Consider the following 14775-nt stretch of genomic DNA (forward strand, 5'->3'; position numbering starts at 1 on the left):
CCACAAAAGGGCAAACAGCCCGCTACCGCTACTTCTTCTTCGGCCGCTGCCAGCCGTGCAGGGTTTCCTGCCGCCCGCGGCCGATCGTCAATTCGCCGTCCGGCGCATCCTTCGTGATCACCGAGCCCGCGCCGATCGTGGCCTCGCGGCCCACGCTCACCGGCGCGACCAGCGCCGTGTTCGAGCCGATGAAGGCGCCATCGCCGATCACCGTCGTCGACTTGTTCACGCCGTCGTAGTTGCAGGTGATCGTGCCCGCGCCGATGTTGACCTTGCTGCCGATGCGCGCGTCGCCGAGGTAGCTCAGGTGGTTGGCCTTGCTGCCGGCGCCGAGCTGCGCGTTCTTGGTTTCGACGAAATTGCCGATGTGCACGCCGTCGGCCAGCACCGTGCCCGGCCGCAAGCGCGCGAAGGGACCGATCTGCACCGCGCCTTCGGTGCGCGCGCCTTCGATGTCGCAATGCGCGCGCACCTGCGTACCGGCCGCGAGCGAGACGTTCTTCAGCCGGCAGAACGGTCCGATGCTGACGTTGTCGCCCAGCACGACGTCGCCCTCGAGGACGACGTCGACATCGATCTGCACGTCGCGCCCGACGCTGACATGGCCACGGATATCCACGCGTGCGGGATCGGCGCAGCGCGCGCCGGCCAGGCACAGCGTGCGCACGGCGCGCCGCTGGAACGCGCGTTCGAGCTGGGCCAGCTGCCAGGCATCGTTGGCGCCCTCGGCTTCGATCGGGTCGTCGACGATGACGATCTCGGCCGGCGCGAATTCCGCCGCGGCCAGCGCGAATATGTCGGTCAGGTAGTACTCGCCCTGCGCGTTGTCGTTGCGCAGTGCGGCCAGCCATCGGGTCAGCGCGTTGGCGTCGGCGGCGATGACGCCGGTGTTCACCAGGCCGATGCGGCGCTGCTCCTCGCTGGCATCCTTCTGCTCGACGATCGCGGCGACGCGGCCTTCGGGGTCGCGGACGATGCGGCCGTAACCGTCAGGGCGTTCCGGTTCCGCGGCGAGGACCGCCAGCCGCCCCGGCGCGTCGAGCAGGCGTCGCAGGGTCCCTGGCCGCATCAACGGCACGTCGCCATACAGCACCAGCACCTGCACGCCGTCGGGCACGTCCGGCATGGCCTGCTGCAGTGCGTGCCCCGTGCCCAGTTGCCGCGCCTGCTCGGCCCATCGCAGGTCCGGCTCGCCGGCGAATGCGGCCTGCACCGCGTCACCGCCATGGCCGTGCACCACGTGGATTCCCGCCGGGTGCAGCGCGCGCGCCGCCCCGATGACATGCGCGAGCATCGGCTGGCCCGCGATCGGCTGCAGGACCTTGGGCAGCGCGGACTTCATGCGCTTGCCTTCGCCAGCGGCAAGGATCACGACATGCAGTGGTGCTGACATGGATTGTTCCAGCGGGGGATCTAGCGATTCTAACGGTGGCCACTGCTACGATGCGCAGCCGCACGCTCACCAGACCCCGATGAACCGCGCCCGCCGGATGCCTCTCGAGTCGCCATCCCAATGACCCTGACCCGCCATGCCAAGCATTACACGCTCATTGGCGGCGTGCAGTGGATCGTCGACTGGGGCGTGCTGGTCGGCCTGACCCACCTGGGGATGGGGGTGGTGCCCGGCAACGTCGCCGGGCGCATCGCTGGTGCGCTGCTGGGCTATTGGCTCAATGGCAAGGTGACGTTCGCCGGCGACGAGCACGAGATCGGCCCGAACCAGCTGCGGCGCTACATCACCATGTGGCTGGCGACCACCGTGATCAGCACATGGTCGCTGGGCGCGATCGACCATTGGGCCGGCCTGAAGTGGGCATGGCTGGCGAAACCGGCCGTGGAGGCGGTCCTCGGCGTGGTCGGATTCGTGCTCTCGCGGCACTGGGTCTACCGGAAGTAGCACCGCGCGCGATCCGGACATGAAAACGCCGGCGCGTGGCCGGCGTTCCGTCGTCGACCCGGAGCGGGTCGATCAGTGCAGCGCGCCGGGAAAACCGGCAATCAGCGGTTCAATGCTTCAGGTTCTTCCGGAGGCGTTCCAGCGCTTGCAGCTGCGCGTTGACTTCGGCCATGCGCTGTTGCGCCTGCTCGATGTCCATCGCTTCGCCGCGGTTGGCCAGCACGCGCTCGGCTTCGGCCTTGGCCGCAAGCACCGAGGCTTCATCGATGTCCTGGGCGCGGATCGCGGTATCGGCCAGCACGGTCACCACCTGCGGCTGCACCTCGAGGATGCCGCCGGAAATGGCGAAGTCGAGCTTTTCCCCGCCAGGCAGCGTGACCACGACCTTGCCCGGCTTGAGGCGGGTGATCAGCGGCGCGTGCCGGGGGGCGATGCCGAGCTCGCCCATCTCGCCGGTGGCGACGATCATCTCGGCTTCGCCATGGAAGATTTCGGCTTCGGCACTGACGATGTCGCAGCGGATGGTGGTTGCCATGGAGCGTTTTCCTGTTGTCGATCGCACGGGCGGGTCGAGACCCGCCCTACATCACGCGGCTGGGATCAGCCGGTGATCTTCTTGGCCTTCTCGATGGCTTCGTCGATGCCGCCGACCATGTAGAACGCCTGTTCCGGCATGTGATCGCACTCGCCCTCGACGATCATCTTGAAGCCGCGGATCGTCTCCTTCAGCGTGACGTACTTGCCCGGCGAACCAGTGAAGACTTCGGCCACGTGGAAGGGCTGCGAGAAGAAACGTTCGCACTTGCGCGCGCGATACACGGCCTGCTTGTCCTCTTCGGACAACTCGTCCATGCCCAGGATCGCGATGATGTCCTTGAGCTCCTTGTACTTCTGCAGCGTCGACTGCACCTTGCGCGCGGTGTCGTAGTGCTCGTTGCCGATCACGTTGGGGTCGAGCTGGCGCGAGGTGGAATCCAGCGGATCGACGGCCGGATAGATGCCGAGCGAAGCGATGTTTCGCGACAGCACGACGGTGGCGTCGAGATGGGCGAAGGTCGTCGCCGGCGACGGATCGGTCAGGTCGTCGGCAGGCACGTACACGGCCTGGATCGAGGTGATCGAGCCGGTCTTGGTCGAGGTGATGCGCTCCTGCAGCACGCCCATTTCCTCGGCGAGCGTGGGCTGGTAACCCACGGCCGACGGCATGCGGCCGAGCAGCGCCGAGACCTCGGTGCCGGCCAGCGTGTAGCGGTAGATGTTGTCGACGAAGAACAGCACGTCGCGGCCCTTGCCCTCGGCGTCCTTCTCGTCGCGGAAGTACTCGGCCATCGTCAGCCCCGTCAGCGCGACGCGCAGGCGGTTGCCCGGCGGCTCGTTCATCTGGCCGTAGACCATGGCGACCTTCGACTCTTTCAGGTTCTCCAGCTTGATGACGCCAGCCTCGGCCATCTCGTGGTAGAAATCGTTGCCTTCGCGGGTGCGCTCACCGACGCCCGCGAACACCGACAGGCCAGCGTGCTCGGTGGCGATGTTGTTGATCAGCTCGAGCATGTTGACGGTCTTGCCGACGCCGGCGCCGCCGAACAGGCCGACCTTGCCGCCCTTGGCGAAGGGGCACATCAGGTCGATGACCTTGATGCCGGTTTCCAGCAGTTCATTGCCCGACGACTGCTCGGCATACGCCGGCGCCGCGCGGTGGATTTCCCAATGCTCCGTCGCCTCGACCGGACCGGCCTCGTCGATCGGCTCGCCGAGCACGTTCATGATGCGGCCCAGCGTGCCCACGCCGACCGGGACCGACACGGCCTTGCCGGTGTTGACCGCGACCAGGTTGCGCTTGAGGCCGTCGGTGGAACCCAGCGCGATCGTGCGGACGACGCCGTCGCCGAGCTGCTGCTGCACTTCCAGCGTGATCGCGGTGCCCTGCACCTTCAGCGCGTCGTACACGCGCGGCACGCTCTCGCGCGGGAATTCGACGTCGACGACCGCGCCGATGATCTGGACGATCTTGCCCTGGTTGGTGCTCATGACGGTACTCATTGCTGTGTCCTCTGAATCTCGAATGCTGCTTCTGGAATGGGGCTCAAACCGCCGCGGCGCCGCCGACGATCTCGGAGATTTCCTGGGTGATCGCCGCCTGCCGGGCCTTGTTGTAGACCAGGTTGAGCGTGTCGATCAGCTTGTTCGCGTTGTCGCTGGCGGCCTTCATCGCCACCATGCGCGCGGCATGTTCGGACGCGACGTTCTCCATCACGGCCTGGTAGACCAGCGACTCGACGTAGCGGGTCAGCACGTGGTCCAGGACCGTTTCGGCGTCGGGCTCGTAGAGGTAATCCCAGTCGTGGTGCGCGATCGCCTCGCCCGTTGCCGCCAGCGGCAGCAGCTGGTCGAACGCCGCGCGCTGGGTCATGGTGTTGACGAAGTCGTTGTAGCTCAGGAAGACCTTGTCGATGCTGCCGGCGTTATAGGCATCGAGCATCACCTTGACGACGCCGACGAGCTGGTCGACGCGCGGCTGGTCGCCCAGGTGCGTGACCGACGCGAGCATCCCGACCTTGATCCGCCGGAAGAACACGCTGGCCTTCTGGCCGATGGTGACGACGTCGACCTCGACGCCCTGCTCCTGCCACTTGCGCATCTCGACCAGCAGCTTGCGGAACAGGTTGTTGTTGAGCCCGCCGGCCAGGCCGCGGTCCGAGGACACGACGATGTAGCCGACGCGCTTGATCTGCTCGCGCTGGATCAGGTACGGATGCTTGTATTCGGAGTTGGCCTGGGCCAGGTGGCCGATGACCTGCTTCATCGCGCGCGCATACGGGCGCGACGCCTTCATCCGCTCCTGCGCCTTGCGGATCTTGGAAGCCGAGACCATTTCGAGCGCGCGCGTCACCTTGCGGGTGTTCTGCACGCTCTTGATCTTGGTTTTGATTTCTCTGCCGCCGGCCATCTTCTCTTCCCGTAGGGCGGGTTTTAACCCGCCGTCGAACGTTCGCTTGCCGCAATTGGCGGGTTGAAACCCGCCCTGCAAATCACCAGGAACCCGTCGCCTTGAACTCTTCGATGCCCTTCTTGAACGCGGCCTCGATGTCGTCGTTCCAGTCGCCGCTGGCGTTGATCCTGTCCATCAGCTCGCCCGCGGTGTTGGCGAAGTGCGCATGCAGCGCCTCCTCGAACGCACCGATCTTGTTGATCGCCACGTCGTCCATGTAGCCCTTGTCGATGGCGTAGATCGACAGCGACTGCATCGCCACGGACATCGGCGCGTACTGCTTCTGCTTCATCAGTTCGGTGACGCGCTGGCCGCGCTCGAGCTGCTTGCGCGTCGCCTCGTCGAGGTCCGATGCGAACTGCGCGAACGCCGCCAGCTCGCGGTACTGGGCGAGCGCGATGCGGATGCCGCCCGACAGCTTCTTCATGATCTTGGTCTGCGCCGCGCCACCGACGCGCGAGACCGAGATGCCGGCGTTCACGGCCGGGCGGATGCCGGCGTTGAACAGGTCGGTTTCCAGGAAGATCTGGCCGTCGGTGATCGAGATCACGTTGGTCGGGACGAACGCGGAAACGTCGCCGGCCTGGGTCTCGATGATCGGCAACGCCGTCAGCGAACCGGTCTTGCCCTTGATCGCGCCGTTGGTGAACTTCTCGACATAGGCTTCGTTGACGCGCGCGGCGCGCTCGAGCAGGCGGCTGTGCAGGTAGAACACGTCGCCCGGGTAGGCTTCGCGGCCCGGCGGGCGGCGCAGCAGCAGCGAGATCTGGCGATACGCGACGGCCTGCTTGGACAGATCGTCGTAGATGATCAGCGCGTCTTCGCCACGGTCGCGGAAGTACTCGCCCATGGTGCAGCCCGAGTACGGCGCGATGTACTGCATGGCGGCCGATTCGGACGCGGTCGCGGCGACCACGATCGTGTGCGCCATGGCACCGTTCTCTTCGAGCTTGCGCACGACGTTGGCGATCGACGAGGCCTTCTGCCCGATCGCGACGTAGATGCACTTCACGCCGGTGTGCTTCTGGTTGATGATCGCGTCGATCGCCACCGCGGTCTTGCCGGTCTGGCGGTCGCCGATGATCAGCTCGCGCTGGCCGCGGCCGATCGGGATCATGGCGTCGATGGTCTTGTAGCCGGTCTGCACCGGCTGCGACACCGACTTGCGCCAGATGACGCCGGGCGCGATCGTTTCCACCGGCGACGTCTGCGCGGTGTTGATCGGGCCCTTGCCGTCGATCGGCTCGCCCAGCGCGTTGACCACGCGTCCGCACAGTTCCGGCCCGGTCGGCACTTCGAGGATGCGGCCGGTGGTCTTGGCGACGTCGCCTTCGCGCAGGTTCTCGTAGTCGCCCAGCACCACGGCGCCGACCGAGTCGCGCTCCAGGTTCAAGGCCAGGGCGAAGGTTTCGTTCGGCAGTTCGATCATTTCGCCCTGCATCACGTCGGCCAGGCCGTAGATGCGCACGATGCCGTCGGAGACCGACGTCACCGTGCCTTCGTTGCGGGCCTCGGCAGCGAGCCCGACCTTGGCGATGCGGTTGCGGATCAGTTCGCTGATTTCGGAGGGGTTGAGCTGGGTGGTCGCCATGTTCGTTTCCTTGTCGTGCGTCGCAAGCGGCGACGCGCGGGGGTGTGCAGTGTCTGTGTCAGGTATTCGGCGAGGGCGTCAGGCGGCCAGGGCCGATTGCAGCCGGTCGAGCTTTCCGCGCAGCGATCCATCGATGACGATGTCGCCGGCGGTGATCACCGCGCCACCGATCAGCGCTGGATCCACGGCGGTGGAGACGTCGACATCGCGGCCAAAGCGTTTGCGCAGCGCCGCCTTGATCGCGTCGAGTTCGGCATCCGGCAGCAACGTGGCCGAGGTCACCGTGGCCTTGACCACGCGCTCGGCTTCGTCGCGCAGTTCCGCGTACAGCGCCGCGATCTCCGGCAGCAGCTGTTGGCGGTGGTTGTCCGCCAGCAGCGCCAGGAACCGGGCGAAATCCTCGTGCGCGCCTTCGGGCGACAGCAGTGCGACGGCGTCCGTGGCGGCAAGCCGCGGATTGCCGAGCAGCGATGCCACCTGCGGATCGGCCGCAACGCGCGCCGCGAAGGCGAGCGATTCCGACCAGGCCGCCAGCGTGCCGGTTTCCTGCGCGCTGGCGAATGCCGCACGGGCGTAGGGACGGGCGAGGGTCAGCGCCTGGCTCATTGCGCGGTCATCCGGTTCATGGCCGACGCCTTCACAGCTGTGCGGCCAGTTCGTCGAGCAACGCCTTGTGCGTGCCGGCGTCGATTTCGCGGCGCAGCAGCTTTTCGGCACCGCTGACAGCGAGCGCGGACACCTGCGTGCGCAGGCCTTCGCGTGCACGGTTGGTGGCGGCCTCGATGTCGGCCACGGCGAGCGCTTTCTGCCGGTCGGCCTCGGCGATCGCGTCGAGCTTGGCCTGGTCGATCATCTGCACCGCACGCTGGTGCGCCTGCTCGATGATCTCGTTGGCCTTGACCCGTGCTTCCTTCAGCGCCTCGTTGACCTTGTCCTGCGCCTGCGCAAGGTCCTTCTGGCTGCGATCGGCCGCCGCGAGGCCCTCAGCGATCCGCTGCTGACGCTCCTCGATGGCCGCCATCAGCGGCGGCCAGATGAACTTGACCGTGAACCAGATCAGGAGCGCGAACGACAGCGCCTGGCCCAGCAGAGTCATGCCAATTTCCATGACGACCTTTCCTCAATGCGGCGATGCGGTGCGCCACATGCGCACCGCGGTGACGATGCCCGCAGCGCGGGCATCCGGGATTGCGACGATCAGCCGAACTGCGCGAGCAGCGGGTTGGCGAACGCGAAGAACAGCGCCATGGCCAGGCCGATGATGAACGACGCATCGATCAGGCCGACCAGCAGGAACATGCGGCTCTGCAGCATCGGCATCAGCTCAGGCTGGCGTGCGGCGGCCTCGAGGAACTTCGAGCCCATGATGCCGATGCCGATACACGCGCCGAGCGCGCCGAGGCCGATCATCAGGCCGATGCCGACGGCGGTGTTGGCCTGGATGAGGGCGATGAACTGATGCATGTCCATGAATTTTTCCTTCAAGCGATGGTAAGAAACGGGTGGATGAACGGGATGGTTTGGAACCGGTGACGCTGGAGCGGCGCGATGCTCAGTGGTGTTCCTGTGCCATCGCGATGTAGACGACCGACAGCACCATGAAGATGAACGCCTGCAGCAGGATGATCAGGATGTGGAACACGCCCCACAGGAAGCCGAAGAGGACGCCGAAGGGAAAGGTGATCCACGACGCCAGCAGGCCGGCGATGAGCATGAACACGAGCTCGCCGGCGTACATGTTGCCGAACAGTCGCATCGACAGCGACACCGGCTTGGACAGGTATTCGACGAGGTTGAGGATGACGTTGGGGATCACCATCGCGACCTTGCCCGCGGCGCCGTCGCTGTGGAACGGCGAGGTCAGCAGTTCCTTGCCGAAGCCGCCGAAGCCCTTGGCCTTGACCGAATAGAACAGGGTCAGCACGAAGATCGTCAGCGACATCGCGACCGTCGTGTTGAGGTCGGCGGTGGGCACCATGCGGAAGAAGGTGTGGTGGGCGGCTTCCTGTCCACCGAACAGCGTGACCAGGCCGCTGCCGATATCCAGCGGCAGCAGGTCCATGGTGTTCATGAAGAGCACCCACATGAAGATCGTCAGCGCCAGCGGAGCCAGGAAGCGACGGTCGCCGTGGAAGGCGTCCTTGACCTGGTTGTCGACGAACTCGACGACCATTTCGATCGCGGCCTGGCCCTTGCCGGGCACGCCCGAGGTGGCGCGGCGCGCGGCGCGCAGGAACCAGAGGCAGAACAGTGCGCCCAGTCCGAGCGATACCAGCCACGAATCCCAATGGAAGCTGCCGCCCAGCACGGTGCTGGAGTTGTGCGTCAGGTGGTGCTCGATGTATCCGGACAGGCCTTCGGAGGCGGCGGTCGGTGTCGTGGTTTCAGCGCTCACACCAGGCCCTCAACGTCTACGGTTCATTTGGATGATCATTGCAACGGAATGCGCCACCAGGCCCATCCCGACTCCCACCAGCGCGGGGATGGCCGGCAATCGCCACCCGCCCAGCACCAGCGCCAATCCGGCCAGCACCACCAACCACTTCACCATCGCACCAGCCAGCGTGCGCGCCATCGCGATACCCGCCGGCTGGATGCCGCCACCGAACGCCAGCAGCGTCGACAGCGCATTCCCGACCAGCAGTGCCGCGCCACCACCCGCGGCCGCCAGGGCGTGCCGCTGACCTTGCAACAGGAAGGCCGCAGCGACCAGCGCGACCACGATGGCCTGCATGGCCACCGCGCGCAGCGCGGAGCGGCGGCCCGCGGCGATCGGATCGTGCACGGGCTGCACTCGTTCAGCTGCGGGGGTGGGCCAATCGGCCCTGCGAAGCCGCAAAAGTATAGCGGCGCGGCATTTCTGCGGCAACCGCAAAGGCCGGTGAATGCGCATCGGCCAGGCTCGAGGCAGGGGGAAGGCGATTTCGTGACCGCCGGACGGAACCTTCGCGCGGCCCGGACGGTCGACTTCCCTGCGGCCTGCCCTCCACTTCCTCGTCGACGCGCGACAGGCCCGCCGAAGCCCCGGCCGCAAGGTCGGGGCTTCTTTCTTGTCGGCGAGTCAGTCGGCTTCCCAGCGGATGGCGGCCTCGCCGCTGAGGTCCAGCGCCATCTTGATGGCATCGAGCAGCGTCGATGACGCGCCGGCATCGGTCAGCCGCAGGAAGGCGTCGTTGTCCACGTAGCAGTCGTGGTCCTTGCTGGATTCCGCTCCCATCTGCGCAACCAGCAGGTCGATGTCGGCCTGGCTGACGTGGCCCAGCAGGCGGTGGTTGGTGGCGTCGTAGAGCCTGGGCATGCGTGTTCCTCTCGCCGGGTTGCCCTTACTTGCGCTTGGGCAGGTACAGGTCGGTGATCGTGCCTTCGAACACTTCGGCCGCCATGCCCACCGATTCACTCAGCGTGGGATGCGGATGGATCGTGTGACCGATGTCGGCCGCCTCGGCGCCCATCTCGATCGCCAGCGCCACCTCGGCGATCAGGTCGCCGGCGTGCACGCCGACGATGCCGCCACCGACCACGCGATGTGTTGCATTGTCGAACAGCAGCTTGGTGAAGCCCTCGGTACGGCCGATGCCGATCGCACGGCCGCTGGCCGCCCACGGGAACTTGCCGACGCCGATGTCGAGGCCTTTCGCCTTCGCTTCGGCTTCGGTGACGCCGACCCAGGCGATTTCCGGATCGGTGTAGGCGACCGACGGGATGACCCGCGCGACCCACTCGCGCCGGCTCTTGCCAGACGCGTCGCCCGCGGCGACTTCCGCTGCCAGGCGGCCTTCGTGCGTCGCCTTGTGCGCCAGCATCGGCTGGCCGACGAGGTCACCGATGGCGAAGATATGCGGCACGTTGGTGCGCATCTGGCGGTCGACGGCGATGAAGCCGCGCTCTCCGACCTGCACGCCGGCCTTGTCCGCATCGAGCTTGCCGCCATTGGGCGTGCGCCCCACCGCGACCAGCACGCGGTCGAAGACGCTCACCGGCGGGATGCTCGCGCCTTCGAAACTGCAGGCGATCCCGTCTTCCTGCGCCTTGGCCGCGACGACCTTGGTCTTCAGGTGCACGCCGACGCCCTGCTTCTTCAGATGCTGGGCCAGCGGCTTGACCAGGTCGATGTCGGCGCCGGGCATGAGCTGGTCGGCCAGCTCGACGACCGTGACCTGCGATCCGAGCGCGCGGAACACCGTCGCCATTTCCAGTCCGATGATGCCGCCGCCAACGACCAGCAGCCGTCCGGGAATTTCGGCCAGTTCCAGCGCGTCGGTCGAGTCCATCACGCGCGGGTCGTCCCACGGAAAGCCCGGCAGCTTCAACGCCTGCGAACCGGCGGCGATGATGCATTGCCCGAAGCGCAGCAGCTGCGTGCCGCCTTCGCCGCTGATTTCGATCTCGTTGGCCGAGACGAAGCGGCCGGTGCCGGTGACCACGCGCACCTTGCGTTGCTTGGCCATCGTCGCCAGGCCCTTGGTCAGCTGGCCGACGACCTTGTCCTTGTTGTCGCGCAATTTGTCGAGCGCGATCGTCGGCTTGCCGAACGTCACGCCGTAGTCCGCGGCATGCGCGGCCTCGTCGATCACCGCCGCGGCATGCAGCAAGGCCTTCGACGGGATGCAGCCGACGTTGAGGCAGACGCCGCCGAGCTGCGCAAATCGCTCGATGAGCACCGTATCCAGGCCCAGGTCGGCCGCGCGGAATGCCGCGGTGTAACCACCGGGTCCAGCGCCGAGCACGACCAGCGCGCATTCGATATCGGCCTTGCGGCCAGTTGCTGCACTCGCCTGGGTGATGGCGCCCCCTCTCCCGCTCGCGGGAGAGGGCTGGGGTGAGGGCGCGCCTGGCGTGACAGTCGGCGGTGGCGCAGCCGTTTTGCCCTCACCCGACACGCTGCGCACGTCGACCTCTCCCGCACGCGGGAGAGGTGAAGCCTTCGCATCGCTCGATTCGAGCACGGCAACCACCGTCCCTTCGGACACCTTGTCGCCGACCTTGACCTTCAGCTCGCGCACGATGCCAGCCCTGCTGGACGGCACTTCCATCGTCGCCTTGTCCGACTCGAGCGTCAGCAGTCCCTGGTCGACCGTCACGGTGTCGCCAACCGCGACCAGCACTTCGATGACGGGCACGTCGTCGTAACCGCCGATATCGGGGACCTTGATTTCAATCGTCATTCGAATTTCCCGTAGGGCGGGTCTTGACCCGCCATTTCCATCATTCGATTGCTGCCAATGGCGGGTTGAAACCCGCCCTACAGCAGCACGCGGCGCATGTCGCCCAGCAGCTGGGCGAGGTATGCGGTGAAGCGCGCGGCGGCGGCGCCATCGATCACGCGATGGTCGTAGGACAGCGACAGCGGCAGCAGCAGGCGCGGCTTGAATTCCGCGCCGTCCCAGACCGGTTGCATCGCTGCCTTCGACACGCCGAGGATCGCGACTTCCGGTGCGTTGACGATCGGGGTGAACGAGGTGCCGCCGATACCGCCCAGCGAGCTGAGCGAAAAACAGCCGCCCTGCATGTCCGCGGGACCGAGCTTGCCCTCGCGCGCCTTCGCCGCGAGCTCGCCGGTTTCGCGCGCGATCTGCAGCACGCCCTTGCGGTCGCAATCGCGCACCACCGGAACCACCAGCCCGTTCGGCGTGTCGGCGGCAAACCCGATGTGGAAATATTTCTTCAGCGTGAGCAGTTCGCCGCTGGCATCGAGCGAGGCGTTGAAGTTGGGGTACTTCTGCAGGGCGGCGACGGACGCCTTCATCAGGAAGGCGAGCATGGTCAGCTTGATGCCGTCCTTCGCCTTCTCGCTTTCCTTGTTGAGGGTGATGCGCAGCGCTTCGAGCTCGGTGATGTCGGCATCGTCGTGCTGGGTGACGTGCGGGATCATCGCCCAGTTGCGCGCGAGGTTGGCGCCGGACAATTTCTGGATGCGCGACAGTTCGCGCGTTTCGATTTCGCCGAACTTGCTGAAGTCGACCTTCGGCCACGCCAGCAACTGCAGCCCGCCACCAGTGGCCGCAGCCGGCTTGCCACCGCCAGCGAGCGCGTGCTTGACGAATGCCTGCACGTCTTCCCTGCCGATGCGGCCACCGCGCTGCGAACCGCTGACCTGCGCCAGGTCCACGCCCAGTTCGCGCGCCAGCAGGCGCACGGCCGGGCTCGCGTAGGGAATGCGGTCGGGCATCACCGCCTCGGCATCGAAGCGCACCGGCGCCTGCGGCGCAGATGCCGTGCCCTGCGATGCCGCTTCCTTGTCGATGGAGGCCTGCGCGATGTTGTCGGGGCGGCGCGCGACGACCACCGGCTCGACCGTCGTGCCGGTTTCCGCGGCCTGGACCCGCTTGGCGGGGGCGGCGGGCTCGGCGCGCGCCGGGGCTGCGGGTGTCGCGGCGGTGGTGGGCACGGCCTCGGCCGACGGTTCGATCAGGGCGACCACGCCGCCCTCGGAGACCTTGTCGCCCAGCTTCACCTTCAATTCGCGGATGACGCCGGCAAACGGCGCCGGCACTTCCATCGTCGCCTTGTCCGACTCCAGCGTGACCAGGCCCTGGTCGACCTGGACCGTGTCGCCGACGCCAACCAGCACTTCGATCACCGGTACGTCGTCGTAGCCACCGATATCCGGGACGCGTGCTTCCTTCAGGTCGGGCATTCGGCTCTCCGCCGTGTCGGGGATCGCTATTGTCGCCGCGCGGGGGTGAAGCGCCAACCGCCATGGATCGATCGCGTCGACGCAGGGTCGACAGCCGCTCAGCGCGCGGACTTGTCGCCCTCGAGCGCCACCTGGTAACGCGCGTACAGCGCCTGCACCTTGGCCACGTAGGCCTGGGTTTCCGCGTAGGGCGGGATGCCGCCAAAGCGCGCGACCGCGCCGGTGCCGGCGTTGTACGCGGCCGCCACCAGCGCCAGGTCGTTGCGATAGCGCCGCTTGAGCGCCTGCAGGCGCCGGGCGCCGGCACGAATCGATTCGCCGGAGGCGAACGGATCGCGCACCCCGTATTCGCGCGACACATCCGGCATCAGCTGCATCACGCCCTGCGCGCCCTTGGGCGACAGCGCATGCGCATCGAATCCGCTTTCGGCATGCGCGATCGCGCGCAGCCACGCATCGGCCACGCCGGTCGCCCTGGCCGCGTCACGGAACTGCGATGCATAACGATCCAGCTGCGGCTTGCCAACTGCGCCGAGTCCGACGTGCGCCGGGGAGCCGGGCGGCGTGCGCACGGTGAATCCGAGCACGCGCGTGGACCCGGGCAGCTTGCGCGTGCTGTACACCGTGCGGCCGTCCTGCTGGCGCTCGTAGAGGCTGCCCTGCACCACGCCGAGGTTGCCCCACAGGTTGGGCACGGCCGCGGCGTTGTCGTCGACCTGGCGGGCCACGCAATGCGATCCGGGCTCCGGCGCCGTGGCCAGGCTGACGCTGTCGCCGCGGACGCATCGATACACGGTCCGCGCGCCCGCCGGGGCGGCTGCGAGCAGTGCAGCGATCAGCAGCGACGACAGACCCCAGGCCCGGCTCATTCGATTGCTCCGACGACACACGACAGTGAATGGAAAGGCTGGTGGCCTCGGCGTATTGGTGAATGGGGACGCGCGCGCAGGGTAGCAAGCGCCGGGAGCGCCGCCCGTGGCCATGCAAGCGCTGCGATTCAGCTGCGGATGCGCTCGTCGATCCGCAGCGGACGCAAGGCGACCAGCTGCAGGATCGAGAAATCAGGATGCTGCGGATTGAGCAGGATGTTGCATTCGTCGCGGCACAGCGCGCTGGGCACGCGCATGGCCAGCGACGCGCGCGACCGCAGCCAGGACGCGCCGACCTGCTGCACTTCCGGCCGGTAGGGCAATTCGCACCACGTCGAGGGCTCGTTGATTTCCGAGATCACCGAGGCCGAGGGGATCATGCCGACCGCAAGCAGCAGTTCCGGCGGCGTGCGGCCTTCCAGGTGCGCCAGGTATTCCAGCAATGCCGTCGCCGGCGACAGCGACGCGTACACACAGGGAACGCCCGCAGGCGTCCATCGGCCACCGTCGTCGTCCGGCTCGAAAGGCTGGTAAGCCTGGCTCGGCTCGATCACCCGGTAGATGCGCAGCTCGCCGGTCTCATTGGAGCGGATCCAGGCCGCCGATGGCGTTGCCGCGGTCGGGGATGTCTGCGACGGCGGATCGCTGGCGGGAAACGTGTCCGCGAGCGCGTCGTCGAGGGACCGGGTGGATTCGCTGTTTGCCTGGGCAGTCATATCGATCTTCCAGGGAAGATCGGCCGAGTCTGCGACAACCGCCGTCGCGCGATCGTGAGCGGCCGCCATGACGGCC

At 67.1% G+C, this 14775-nt stretch carries 16 protein-coding genes; 1 reads left to right on the top strand and 15 read right to left on the bottom strand.

Annotated elements, in window-relative coordinates; all coding sequences use genetic code 11:
* Window positions 1–28: 28 nt before the first annotated feature.
* Window positions 29–1393 (bottom strand): bifunctional UDP-N-acetylglucosamine diphosphorylase/glucosamine-1-phosphate N-acetyltransferase GlmU, encoded by a 1365-nt coding sequence (gene glmU, locus GST15_RS07555; RefSeq protein WP_159016652.1) that lies wholly within the window; start codon window positions 1391–1393, stop codon window positions 29–31.
* A 120-nt stretch (window positions 1394–1513) separates the two neighbouring features.
* Between glmU and GST15_RS07560 the strand changes: the two genes are divergently transcribed.
* Entirely contained in the window at window positions 1514–1897 is a 384-nt protein-coding gene (locus GST15_RS07560) for a GtrA family protein (protein ID WP_159016653.1), read from the top strand.
* Between the two features lie 109 nt (window positions 1898–2006).
* On the opposite strand, the gene GST15_RS07565 is transcribed toward GST15_RS07560, so the two are convergent.
* From GST15_RS07565 to GST15_RS07630, 14 genes are all read right to left on the bottom strand, one after another.
* Window positions 2007–2432 carry a F0F1 ATP synthase subunit epsilon gene (locus tag GST15_RS07565; protein ID WP_159016654.1) on the bottom strand — a complete coding sequence of 142 codons (426 nt, stop codon included), beginning with the start codon at window positions 2430–2432 and terminating at the stop codon, window positions 2007–2009.
* Between the two features lie 65 nt (window positions 2433–2497).
* Window positions 2498–3925, bottom strand: a complete 1428-nt coding sequence (gene atpD, locus GST15_RS07570; protein ID WP_159016655.1) for a F0F1 ATP synthase subunit beta — start codon at window positions 3923–3925, stop codon at window positions 2498–2500.
* Between the two features lie 55 nt (window positions 3926–3980).
* Window positions 3981–4844 carry a F0F1 ATP synthase subunit gamma gene (atpG, locus tag GST15_RS07575; protein ID WP_159016656.1) on the bottom strand — a complete coding sequence of 288 codons (864 nt, stop codon included), beginning with the start codon at window positions 4842–4844 and terminating at the stop codon, window positions 3981–3983.
* Window positions 4845–4926: 82 nt separating this feature from the next.
* Complete coding sequence (gene atpA, locus GST15_RS07580) at window positions 4927–6477, bottom strand: F0F1 ATP synthase subunit alpha (protein ID WP_159016657.1); 1551 nt, start codon at window positions 6475–6477, stop codon at window positions 4927–4929.
* 78 nt (window positions 6478–6555) lie between these two features.
* Window positions 6556–7083, bottom strand: a complete 528-nt coding sequence (locus GST15_RS07585; protein ID WP_159016658.1) for a F0F1 ATP synthase subunit delta — start codon at window positions 7081–7083, stop codon at window positions 6556–6558.
* 31 nt (window positions 7084–7114) lie between these two features.
* Window positions 7115–7585: a F0F1 ATP synthase subunit B gene (locus GST15_RS07590; RefSeq protein ID WP_159016659.1), complete on the bottom strand. Its 471-nt coding sequence runs from the start codon at window positions 7583–7585 to the stop codon at window positions 7115–7117.
* 89 nt (window positions 7586–7674) lie between these two features.
* Window positions 7675–7941: a F0F1 ATP synthase subunit C gene (gene atpE / locus GST15_RS07595; protein ID WP_199268752.1), complete on the bottom strand. Its 267-nt coding sequence runs from the start codon at window positions 7939–7941 to the stop codon at window positions 7675–7677.
* Between the two features lie 88 nt (window positions 7942–8029).
* On the bottom strand, window positions 8030–8872 hold the full coding sequence (gene atpB, locus GST15_RS07600; RefSeq protein ID WP_159016661.1) for a F0F1 ATP synthase subunit A: 843 nt from the start codon (window positions 8870–8872) through the stop codon (window positions 8030–8032).
* A 9-nt stretch (window positions 8873–8881) separates the two neighbouring features.
* Window positions 8882–9262, bottom strand: coding sequence for a hypothetical protein (locus tag GST15_RS07605; RefSeq protein WP_159016662.1), 381 nt, complete (start codon window positions 9260–9262; stop codon window positions 8882–8884).
* Between the two features lie 276 nt (window positions 9263–9538).
* Complete coding sequence (locus GST15_RS07610) at window positions 9539–9775, bottom strand: hypothetical protein (protein ID WP_159016663.1); 237 nt, start codon at window positions 9773–9775, stop codon at window positions 9539–9541.
* Between the two features lie 25 nt (window positions 9776–9800).
* On the bottom strand, window positions 9801–11642 hold the full coding sequence (gene lpdA, locus GST15_RS07615; RefSeq protein ID WP_159016664.1) for a dihydrolipoyl dehydrogenase: 1842 nt from the start codon (window positions 11640–11642) through the stop codon (window positions 9801–9803).
* 77 nt (window positions 11643–11719) lie between these two features.
* The gene (locus tag GST15_RS07620) at window positions 11720–13216 is read right to left on the bottom strand and encodes a dihydrolipoyllysine-residue acetyltransferase (protein ID WP_425482222.1); all 1497 of its coding nucleotides are present in this window, start codon (window positions 13214–13216) and stop codon (window positions 11720–11722) included.
* Window positions 13213–13983, bottom strand: coding sequence for a lytic transglycosylase domain-containing protein (locus GST15_RS07625; RefSeq protein ID WP_159016666.1), 771 nt, complete (start codon window positions 13981–13983; stop codon window positions 13213–13215). Before GST15_RS07625 ends, GST15_RS07620 begins: the two co-directional genes overlap by 4 nt.
* Window positions 13984–14111: 128 nt before the next feature.
* Window positions 14112–14699: an RES family NAD+ phosphorylase gene (locus GST15_RS07630; RefSeq protein WP_159016667.1), complete on the bottom strand. Its 588-nt coding sequence runs from the start codon at window positions 14697–14699 to the stop codon at window positions 14112–14114.
* Window positions 14700–14775: the final 76 nt, after the last annotated feature.

It is taken from the genome of Cognatiluteimonas profundi (genome assembly GCF_009792795.1).
Lineage (GTDB): Bacteria > Pseudomonadota > Gammaproteobacteria > Xanthomonadales > Xanthomonadaceae > Cognatiluteimonas > Cognatiluteimonas profundi.

What these genes read in the sequence shown, in the direction of transcription:
- GST15_RS07560 (WP_159016653.1), top strand. Translation starts at nt 1,514, where the DNA reads ATGACCCTGACCCGCCATGCCAAGCATTACACGCTCATTGGCGGCGTG.
- atpE (WP_199268752.1), bottom strand. Translation starts at nt 7,941, where the DNA reads ATGCATCAGTTCATCGCCCTCATCCAGGCCAACACCGCCGTCGGCATC.
- GST15_RS07630 (WP_159016667.1), bottom strand. Translation starts at nt 14,699, where the DNA reads ATGACTGCCCAGGCAAACAGCGAATCCACCCGGTCCCTCGACGACGCG.
- GST15_RS07585 (WP_159016658.1), bottom strand. Translation starts at nt 7,083, where the DNA reads ATGAGCCAGGCGCTGACCCTCGCCCGTCCCTACGCCCGTGCGGCATTC.
- GST15_RS07625 (WP_159016666.1), bottom strand. Translation starts at nt 13,983, where the DNA reads ATGAGCCGGGCCTGGGGTCTGTCGTCGCTGCTGATCGCTGCACTGCTC.
- atpG (WP_159016656.1), bottom strand. Translation starts at nt 4,844, where the DNA reads ATGGCCGGCGGCAGAGAAATCAAAACCAAGATCAAGAGCGTGCAGAAC.
- GST15_RS07565 (WP_159016654.1), bottom strand. Translation starts at nt 2,432, where the DNA reads ATGGCAACCACCATCCGCTGCGACATCGTCAGTGCCGAAGCCGAAATC.
- atpA (WP_159016657.1), bottom strand. Translation starts at nt 6,477, where the DNA reads ATGGCGACCACCCAGCTCAACCCCTCCGAAATCAGCGAACTGATCCGC.
- glmU (WP_159016652.1), bottom strand. Translation starts at nt 1,393, where the DNA reads ATGTCAGCACCACTGCATGTCGTGATCCTTGCCGCTGGCGAAGGCAAG.
- GST15_RS07610 (WP_159016663.1), bottom strand. Translation starts at nt 9,775, where the DNA reads ATGCCCAGGCTCTACGACGCCACCAACCACCGCCTGCTGGGCCACGTC.
- GST15_RS07590 (WP_159016659.1), bottom strand. Translation starts at nt 7,585, where the DNA reads ATGGAAATTGGCATGACTCTGCTGGGCCAGGCGCTGTCGTTCGCGCTC.
- atpD (WP_159016655.1), bottom strand. Translation starts at nt 3,925, where the DNA reads ATGAGCACCAACCAGGGCAAGATCGTCCAGATCATCGGCGCGGTCGTC.
- lpdA (WP_159016664.1), bottom strand. Translation starts at nt 11,642, where the DNA reads ATGACGATTGAAATCAAGGTCCCCGATATCGGCGGTTACGACGACGTG.